Origin of the sequence: Paenibacillus sp. AD87 (genome assembly GCF_001659845.1) — a bacterium.
Taxonomy (GTDB): Bacteria; Bacillota; Bacilli; order Paenibacillales; family Paenibacillaceae; genus Paenibacillus; species Paenibacillus marchantiae.
On sequence record NZ_LXQN01000007.1, the window covers coordinates 2,659,013 to 2,667,666 of the forward strand.

The following is an 8,654-nucleotide window of genomic DNA, read 5'->3' on the forward strand; positions in this document are numbered from 1 at the left end:
CGCCTTTTAATATCATCTTTTCGCTGTCTGCTCAGCAAAATAATGATCCACTGCATATTTAAATGATTGAATAAAAACTGAAACTGCCTTTTTACTCACTTCTGCATTGGGTTGAATGATATCAAAGCCATGATAGCAGCCTTTGTAGAGTTCGAAATCAACAGGTACACCTGCTTTTCTTAAGTTTTCTACATACTGAATCGTTTCGTCTCGAAATGGTTCCAAATCACCAACAAAAGTGACTGTCGGAGGAAGATTGCTGTAGTCGGTAGCTCGGGCAGCAGCCGCATAGGGAGGTACATCCTTCCCTACCAATTCGCCAAGATACAATTTCCAAGCCCACTGATTATAATCAGAGTTCCAAATGGGGGCATTATTGTCCTTAGCGGATTCAGTAATCATTCTATCATCGATCATGGGATACAGCGGCATTTGAAATGCAATGTTTACTTCTCCCTTATCTCTGGCGTAAAGAGTAAGTGCAGCGGTTAGACCCCCTCCAGCGCTCTCTCCGCCTACCATGAGTTGATCCTCTCTAATCCCAAGTTCTTTCACATGGCTTTTCATCCATAAAAGGGTATCATAACAATCATTTAAAGCTGCTGGATAGGGAGTATCAATCGATAATTGATAATCTGGTGCAAAGACTACACAGTTCCCTGCATCAATTAATTTTTTGTAGGTTGCCCCGAATTGCTCCGGGTTTCCCATGGCATATCCCCCTCCATGTATCCAAAGAACACCTGGCGCATTACCTTTGGCATGTAGAGGTTTATAAATTCGAACACGTATCTTGGAGCCATTACTTGTACGTGGTATCCATTCTTCACTACACTGTAAACCGTCGATGTCTTTCCCCGCTGTTGAATCCGATCTTTTTTTGATTTTCCTCATCGAGTTAAGCCACTTTTCTTCATGAGAAGATTTCATTAATAAATCAATAAGTTTGCCTTTCAATCTTAATTGTTTATCAATCATTTTAGTTGTAACTCTTATCATGTTCCCCATCCTTTCAGGAGTTTTCTAAAATCCGGTTCGCAAGTAGTTGAACATGTCATCCAAATATTGATCCAGCGTCATCTCCCCAGGAGAATCCGTTGCCCCTTGCCCTGGAAGCAGCACGTTGATACTTCCGTCGAATATCGCGAGGACAGCGCCATATACAGCCCCCGAAAGAAGATGAGAGTATCCTTGGGGATACCGTCCCTGGGATAAATCGGTTAGTGTTTCCTGAGCCGTAGCTTGCAAACGAGAAAGCACGCTGAGAAGATAGGGTTCTAGCGTCGGGTACTGTTTGGAAAGCGATACGAGTTGACGCATTTTAGAAACATACTCTGCGGTTAGTGATCTCTTTATCAATACATATAGAGCATCCAACGGCAGTATGTTTTCTTGTGTAATTTCATTGAATGGCTCGTCATCGTAATGGTCTGTTGTAAGTATTGCCGCCATGGCTATCGCTTCTTCTTTACAAGAGAAATGGTTGGCAAACGTTTTTCTGGAGTACCCAGCCCTTTGAACGAGATCATCGATAATGAATCCGTCCAATCCCCGCTCAACCGCAAGTTCAAACGCTGCGCTGGCCAGCGCTTTGGTGGTTGCCTCTCTTTTGATATCACGCAAACTTGGTTTATTCATCGCTAAATAATGCCCGCCCTTCTGTTAGGGTAGATTTAGTCTTCATTCCTTCATGATAATACTATTACCCATTGTGTATTATTACACAATGGGTAATCAAATATTTCTTTTCAGTTTTATGTTCCATTTGGCCGCTCTCAGTTCTCATCAATGGCGAGCTCTATGAGCTGGTTAAGAATATTCGCATAAGTCATACCACTAGCTTGGAGCATATTAGGATAGCGGGAATTCGATGTGAAACCAGGTATCGTGTTGACCTCATTGAACACCATTCTTCCGTCAGTGGAAAGGAACATATCTACTCGCGCAAACCCTCTGCACCCAAGCGTTTTATAAATAGTCAGGGCGCTCTCTTTAACATTCATTGCAGTGTCCTCATCAATGCGGGCTGGCAAGTGAATCTTCGAACTGATCAAGGAGTACTTTTCTGAGAAGTCAAAAAAGTGCCCTTGTAGTTCAATCTCATCAATCATGCCGATTATGGGATCAGAATTGCCCAATACAGCACACCCCACTTCAAAACCATTAATATTTTGCTCAATGACAACTTTGCTGTCGTGTATGAAGGCGTGTTCAATTCCAGTAATCAACTCTTGCCTATTGTTCACCTTCGATATGCCTAATGATGATCCTGATCTAGCCGGCTTAACAAAGAGTGGGTAACCCAGTGCTTCTGCTTCTGATAACACTTCTTCCTTCCGTTCACTCCTATGTATTGTAAGGGAACGCGGCGTATCTATGCCTGCTGCCTGCACCAGTTTATGAGCCAGTTCCTTGTCCATACACAAAGCAGAGGATAACATGCCACATCCAACAAACGGTATGCCCGACAGTTCCAATAAGCCTTGCAAGGTTCCATCCTCACCGTATTTGCCGTGAAGCACTGGAAACACAACATCAATCGTTGTTACATGATATTCCGTATGAACTAGCTCAATGAGTCCTTTGACTTCTCTGCTAGGCGAGAAAAAGGATGGGATACAACTCGGATGCAAATGCCACCGATCATTGCGAATATCCTCAACCGTTCCACTATATCTGAGCCAAGAACCTTGTTCTGTAATTCCAATTAACACAAGATTGTATTTTTCGGTATCCAAATTTTCAATCACTGAAGCGGCTGAGCTCAAAGAAACGTTATACTCCCCTGAACATCCGCCAAACAATACCGCAATCGACTTCTTCTGCATCGTAAAAGCCTCCTAAAATGTGATATGAATCTAAATCATCCTTATTGCTATAACTTAATTTTTGGAGAAAGTCGTAACAATGAATCCTTCACGATTCGTCCCTGATATGCGATAAGAATCACAGCTCAAGATCGGGATATGGCTAGATGTCCCTTTATCCGCGGAAACATAATATATCTGGATTGTCATGTCCTTTTCTTTAATCGTAAGCTGCTCTCCAGAGTACCGATATTGCTGTACAAAATCGATGTACTCCTCTAAACATAGATTGTTTTCTTCCATGATTTTGGAATGGGGATATCCTACATATCTAAAATGCCAGGGCTCATAAGCAATACGAGTGATCGATTCTTTTTCTTGTTTATATCGAAGGATAAAACCGAATTGTATGGCATGTTGTCTGAAGGACTTGTAAATGCCCGTGTCCGGAAAGGAAGGAGCAATAAAATCGATATTCGATTTCAATTTACCCACATCGATAGCCAACCCCGTTTGGTGTTACTATGGTCAGGCAAGGCTACGTATTTGGAAGTATATTCCGAACCCTGTTCTATCAAACAATCTTGATAGATCTGGACTTGATCTTCTTTTGTTCGATATGCGCTGACGGCGACAATTTCATCCGTCCCCCCACAGGCTTTAAGCAGAGCATGAAATTGATTGAAACACTGCTTCTCCAGAAGCATCTCCTTATTTAACTTCTTTATTGAAGGCAAGGAATCCAATGACTCTAGTTGTTGGACTTGTACTTGCCTTCTGATTGGGTTTTGATCATTTATTAACACTAAGTGCCCTTGAAATCGTTCTTCGTTACTTATGCTGATTTCAATATGTTTTTGTACGACTTCCCGTGATTTCATGATGAACTTCCCCACCTTCTTTATAAATTCGCAATACTCTGTCCGTGATGGAACTTGTTATTTCTTGAGATACACCACCGATATGATTGGCCAGTGCTTGAATCGGAATTTCCTCCTCACCTGAATAGCCAATGAAGGTCACCTTTGATCCTTCCGGAAAATATATGGGAAGCTTGACCATCAATTGATCCATGGAGATTTTTCCTATAATTTCTGCACGAACCCCTTCCACCAACACCTCCGTATTTTGCATTCTCTGCGACCATCCATCGGCATAGCCGATAGGCACTGTTCCGATCCATTGATCTGAGTCTGTTTGATAAGCATTGTTGTAACCCACATATTCGCCTTTTTTTAATCTTTTCGTTTGCAAGAGTCTACTGTGTAAACTGAATGCTGGCTTTAGTTGGATGTTAGGCACTAATTTTTCCGGATAAAAGCCATAGATTGCAGCTCCTATTCGAGCCATATCCATGCACAATTCCGGGAATCGAAGTGCTGCTACACTTCCCGCACAGTGATAATGATTGATCGGAATCCGCGATATACTGCTCCACTCTTTCATTTCCAGGAAGCGTTGAATCTGAAGCTGTAGATAACAGTTGTCTGCCTCACCTGCAGTCGCGAAGTGGGTATAGAACCCGTCGACTACTACATCTGATGCTCTGAGCCAAGGAACCATTTCTTGCCACTCTTCTTGCGTGCGTATACCGATTCGCCCAAGTCCAGTATCCATTTTCACATGCACAGATAACTTATGCGGGGTATGAACAGGCTTGTATTTTCTCATCTCCTGAAACCAAGACGCTTGTGTAACGGTAAGCATCAAATCATGTTCCAGAGCCAAAGGTACAAGTTCAGGACGAATCGGAGTCAAAATAAGAATCGGTTGTTTTAAGCCCGCATCCCTTAGACGGATGGCTTCTTCAATGAAGGCACACGCTAAATAATCCGCGCCTGCCTCTACTGCTTCTTTGGCTGTCTCGATATCTCCATGCCCGTATGCATTTGCTTTAACAACGGCCATTAGTTTGGTCGAACGTGGTAGAAATTTGCGGATCTCTATGATATTTTTGCGAATTTGCGTTAAATCTATTTCAGCCCAAGTATCTCGGTAAATCCGAATGATCTCCTCAACCGAATAGATAGCTTGTTTTTACTTAATATTTTCAGTAGATCCGCATATGCACTTTTCATTGTTTGGCCTCCTAAAGGTGTGAATGTAGTGCGTTGAATTGTTTTAAGTGTATATTAAGGCCACTTCAGCTCCTATCGATCAAACTTACACAAAACTGACAACGATGTAAGATTACACATCTCCACATCTCATAGTTACAACAAAAAAAGCCTGCGCTAGGGCAGGCTTCTTCCATTATTGAGGATTTTCATTACTCATCCAGCTGTCGACATGCAGTGGTTCGCTATAGTCTTCCCGGTCAGTAAATTCTTTAAGGTGTTTCTCTGCATCTGCACGGTTATCGAAGGCACCCATAACGACGGTGAATGTTCCATTTTGGGTCTGCACAACGCTGCTCCCATCTGCAGAATACTGCTCAGCCAACATGGCCAGTGCTTCACCCTGCTCCATGTCTTCGCTTCGCACGAAGAAAAGTTCATGCGCTTGTGTTGACTTCCCGTCGGAAGAAAGCTTCAACTGAATATATCCAGGTTGCTGATACTCTGACACGGAATAATCCACATCATCCTTAAGTTCAACCACAAAGCCAATCGCGGAATCATCCAAAATGATATTTTGATAGACATCTTTTACATTCTTAAGTGCTTTAATATCCTTCTCCAGCTTGTCATAATCCAGATGACGTACCCCGTTGAAGGTGAAGATCAAGCGATTCGGCCCTTCTTTGTGATCCACAGTATACGATGGAGCAGAGGTGATCTGTTCACCATCGATCTGAAAATTAATGTTTAGTGTATCCGATTCTTTGGTCGTTGTAACCGAAACCCCATCTGTGCGCTCCCCGCCACCACCAACTTGCAAAATTTTGACAACAGAACCTATTACAGGTACATCGGATAATGCCTTGGCTACACCTGGTACGTTAGCTGTTATCATCACCGCAGCACAGGCAGCAACCAGGGAGGAACTACGCCAGATCATCATTTTTCTTCGCTTTTGGTTTCGTGCGCGCTGACGGGCTTGCTGAATAACTCCGGAAAGGCCGGATGGGATATTGATCTGTTCATATCGTTCTTTTCCTGTCATGTAAAATCAACCTCTTCCTTGGTCAGATGTTTTTTGAGTTTGTTTAAGATCTTATAGAACCTGGTCTTCACCGTGCTTTCCGGCAGGGACAGTACCTCCGCCATATCCTTGAATCGCTGATCTTGGAAAAATTTCAAAATGATAAATGCCCTATCTTCGGGATGCAGATGATCAAGTGCTTCGTATAAATCCCATTGCTCTTCAAGCCCCATGGGACTCTCCTCGGCTGCAAACGGTATTGTACTGTCTTCCATATACGTGTATTTCTTCTTTCGTCTGATGTGATCCAGAGAACAGTTGATGACGATCCGGGTCATCCAGGTTTCGAAATAATCAGGACTTTTCACTTTTTCATAAGATAGAAAACCTTTATAAGATGCCTCAGATATAATTTCCAAGGCTTCCTGTTCATTTTTCACATAAGAGAACGCGAAGCGATAAAGCTTTTCTTTACATGCCTCCAGACGATCACTGAACTGCTGTTCAGTTAGTGCTGTACTTTCCTTACTCAGTTTGTCCACCCCCATTGCGACTGTATATTTTGATTATTGCCGCATTTTTAATAAAGCTTACTTTGTATGTTGTTTCGCATGTTAGACAGCTGAGAGTCGAAAATAGTTTTAAAAGAAGATGAATTTTTAATTTTTTTTATCTGGGAACAAGAACTTATAACGTCCCAAACGAAAAAAGCCGCCAATAGGCGACTTCTTTTCTCTTTCTTCATTAGGAAGACCAGCAATTGAAAACAGACTGAAACAGGTGTTTTCATATTGTTATGGAGGTCTTATCTAACGTGTTCTCTTTTTGAAAATGACTTATACCCGGGCGATCCAGCCCAAGATGATCACGAAGCGTGCTGCCCGTATAATCCGTGCGGAAGAGTCCACGTGCTTGAAGAATTGGAACCACATGATCCACAAATTCATTCAAATCTCCCGGCAGAACGGGTGGCATGATGTTAAATCCGTCGCAACCATATTCTTCAAACCATTGTTGCATCAAATCAGCCAGTTGTTCATAGGTGCCGACAAACTGCATGTGCCCTCTTGCCCCTATCAGCCTCCGACCCAGCTCGAGAATGGACAACTTATCTTTTCGTGCCATGTCCATAATCAGCTGTACCCGGCTTTTCATGCCATTGGAAGCTTCCACCGGATCAGGAATGTTGGGCAGTTGGCCCTCAACAGGATATTCCGAAAGGTCAAACTTAAGCATCCCGGATAACATCCCTACTGCGGCTGCCGGAGGGATCAACTCCTGCAGTTCTTGATATTTTCGCTGAGCTTCCTGCTCCGTCTTAGCCAAAATCGGTGATAAACCAGGCATTATTTTCATGCTGCCTTGTTCGCGCCCATAAAGTGCGAGTTTGGATTTGACGTTATTATAGAACTCTTTCGCAGCATTCAGAGACTGTTGGGCCGTGAAAATCACTTCACCATAGTTGGCAGCAAAATCCTGTCCCGGTCCGGATGATCCAGCTTGGATGAGTACAGGGTATCCTTGCGGCGAACGAGGTACATTGATCGTACCTTGGGTAGAATACCACTGTCCTTTATATGAAACTTCTTTTAATTTAGATGGGTCTGCAAATAGTCCAGCCTGTCGATCCACAATTAAGGATTGATCTTCCCAACTATCCCAGAGCAGAGTGGCTACTTCGACAAATTCCCGGGCCATTTTATATCGAAGCCCATGCTCGGGATGCTCTGTTCGTCCATAGTTATTTGCTTCAACATCCAATTGGGAGGTCACGATATTCCATCCTGCGCGTCCTTCACTGATATGGTCCAATGTGGCAAATTTTCGAGCTACGTTATACGGCTCGTTATAGGTAGTCGACACCGTGGCGGTCAAACCCAGCTTTTCTGTATCCGTAGCCAATGCCGACAGGAGCGTTAGCGGGTCCAGCATCCCTGCAGCCGATTGATCAGCGCCCATTACATAGAGAAGATCAGCCAGAAACATCATATCAAACTTCCCACGTTCAGCCGTCTGTGCGATGGATCGGTAAAACTTATAGTCAAAAATCTTTTCAGCTCCTGAATCCGAGCGGCGCCAGCCATAGTGATGATGACCTGTATAATAAATGAATGCCCCTAGATGAAGCTGCTCTTGTCTAGTCCCCATATATATCTTCCCTTCTTGTTTCCATTTTTGGATTATCCCTTGAACGTATCTCGCCAGCTTAGCCATCTGTCTTCAAGCAGTCGCACAGCCGAATCCGAGAGCTTGCCTACAACCGCAAAGACTAAAATACCGACAAATACAATATCCGTTTGTGAGTAAGCACGAGCATCCTGTATCATGTAACCGACGCCTGCACTGGTTCCCATCATTTCAGCAACAACAAGGACTAGCCACGCCGCGCCCAAAGACAGTCTCACTCCTAGCAGAATATTAGGAAGTGCCGCAGGGATAATGAGCTTGCCAAGTAGCTCCCATCTTGAATACTGGTAAATCCGGGAGACTTCAATCAGCTTCATATCAACATTTCGTATACCGAGAAATGTATTCACATAAACAGGAAAAAACGCGCCTAGCGAAATCATTAGAATTTTTGAAAACTCTCCTACACCAAACCATAAAATGAATAATGGAATGAGGGAAAGGAGCGGGATCATCCGCAGCATCTGTAATGAAGGGTCAAGTGTGCGCTCCGCCAATTTTCCAAGCCCTGTGGATAGGCCTAGCATGAGCCCCGTAGCTGTTCCAAGCAGAAAACCCAAGCCCGCTCGATAGGAG

Annotated in this window: 8 protein-coding genes and 1 pseudogene; all 9 read right to left on the minus strand. The window is 43.5% G+C overall.

Annotated elements, in window-relative coordinates; translation table 11 throughout:
- Positions 1-12 precede the first annotated feature (12 nt).
- Positions 13-978, minus strand: a complete 966-nt coding sequence (locus tag gpAD87_RS11605; RefSeq protein WP_064640868.1) for an alpha/beta hydrolase — start codon at positions 976-978, stop codon at positions 13-15.
- Between the two features lie 45 nt (positions 979-1,023).
- A complete protein-coding gene (locus tag gpAD87_RS11610) occupies positions 1,024-1,638 on the minus strand; it encodes a TetR/AcrR family transcriptional regulator (protein ID WP_064638493.1) in 615 nt (204 codons plus the stop codon).
- 137 nt (positions 1,639-1,775) lie between these two features.
- Complete coding sequence (gene vanG, locus gpAD87_RS11615) at positions 1,776-2,828, minus strand: D-alanine--D-serine ligase VanG (RefSeq protein WP_064638494.1); 1,053 nt, start codon at positions 2,826-2,828, stop codon at positions 1,776-1,778.
- 54 nt (positions 2,829-2,882) lie between these two features.
- A pseudogene (locus gpAD87_RS32975) lies at positions 2,883-3,688 on the minus strand (D-alanyl-D-alanine carboxypeptidase family protein).
- Positions 3,654-4,835, minus strand: a complete 1,182-nt coding sequence (gene alr, locus gpAD87_RS11625; RefSeq protein WP_064638496.1) for an alanine racemase — start codon at positions 4,833-4,835, stop codon at positions 3,654-3,656. The pseudogene gpAD87_RS32975 and the gene alr overlap by 35 nt, the downstream one beginning before the upstream one ends.
- Before the next feature lie 225 nt (positions 4,836-5,060).
- Positions 5,061-5,912, minus strand: a complete 852-nt coding sequence (locus tag gpAD87_RS11630) for a hypothetical protein (RefSeq protein ID WP_064638498.1) — start codon at positions 5,910-5,912, stop codon at positions 5,061-5,063.
- On the minus strand, positions 5,909-6,439 hold the full coding sequence (locus tag gpAD87_RS11635) for a sigma-70 family RNA polymerase sigma factor (RefSeq protein ID WP_064638500.1): 531 nt from the start codon (positions 6,437-6,439) through the stop codon (positions 5,909-5,911). Before gpAD87_RS11635 ends, gpAD87_RS11630 begins: the two co-directional genes overlap by 4 nt.
- A gap of 238 nt (positions 6,440-6,677) precedes the next feature.
- Positions 6,678-8,039, minus strand: a complete 1,362-nt coding sequence (locus tag gpAD87_RS11640; RefSeq protein ID WP_064638501.1) for an LLM class flavin-dependent oxidoreductase — start codon at positions 8,037-8,039, stop codon at positions 6,678-6,680.
- Between the two features lie 32 nt (positions 8,040-8,071).
- Positions 8,072-8,654, minus strand: a 583-nt coding sequence (locus gpAD87_RS32160) for an ABC transporter permease (protein WP_197521409.1), incomplete at its 5' end; no start/stop codon positions are given.

Coding starts and splice junctions, on each gene's coding strand:
- gpAD87_RS11610 (WP_064638493.1), bottom strand. CDS start 1,638: ATGAATAAACCAAGTTTGCGTGATATCAAAAGAGAGGCAACCACCAAA.
- gpAD87_RS11630 (WP_064638498.1), bottom strand. CDS start 5,912: ATGACAGGAAAAGAACGATATGAACAGATCAATATCCCATCCGGCCTT.
- gpAD87_RS11635 (WP_064638500.1), bottom strand. CDS start 6,439: ATGGGGGTGGACAAACTGAGTAAGGAAAGTACAGCACTAACTGAACAG.
- gpAD87_RS11605 (WP_064640868.1), bottom strand. CDS start 978: ATGATTGATAAACAATTAAGATTGAAAGGCAAACTTATTGATTTATTA.
- gpAD87_RS11640 (WP_064638501.1), bottom strand. CDS start 8,039: ATGGGGACTAGACAAGAGCAGCTTCATCTAGGGGCATTCATTTATTAT.
- vanG (WP_064638494.1), bottom strand. CDS start 2,828: ATGCAGAAGAAGTCGATTGCGGTATTGTTTGGCGGATGTTCAGGGGAG.